Source organism: Vibrio sp. 10N.222.49.C9, assembly GCF_041474985.1.
In the GTDB taxonomy this organism is placed as follows: Bacteria; Pseudomonadota; Gammaproteobacteria; order Enterobacterales; family Vibrionaceae; genus Vibrio; species Vibrio crassostreae_C.
In genome coordinates this window covers 1-267 of record NZ_JBFRVD010000704.1, presented here as the reverse complement: position 1 = coordinate 267, position 267 = coordinate 1, and the positions used below count along the sequence as shown (strand labels likewise).

1 protein-coding gene is annotated in these 267 nt (G+C 45.7%); it reads right to left on the bottom strand.

The genetic code is table 11. The annotated features are described in order from the left end of the window. Positions 1-267: class I SAM-dependent methyltransferase (locus AB4585_RS25170; protein WP_372171492.1), on the bottom strand; the 267-nt coding region annotated here is incomplete at both ends.

Genomic DNA, 267 nt, shown 5'->3' with positions numbered 1-267 from the left:
GCTTCAGCATGCTCATCCACTGTGCCCAAACTACATCAGGCTGATAGAGGTGCTCTATTACCTCTGTCGCAGTGATAAAGTCATAGCGCTTGTTTAATACCTTGGTATCTGGATAGTAGTAGAGATCGTACAAGTCTACATCGTGCCCCGCCTCTTGCATCATCAAAGATAATGTAGGACCGGGACCACAGCCAAAGTCTAATCCTTGCTTGTGGCTACCGATTCTTTCGGCAAGTGGAATCTGAACTCTCGATAAGAATTTACGAT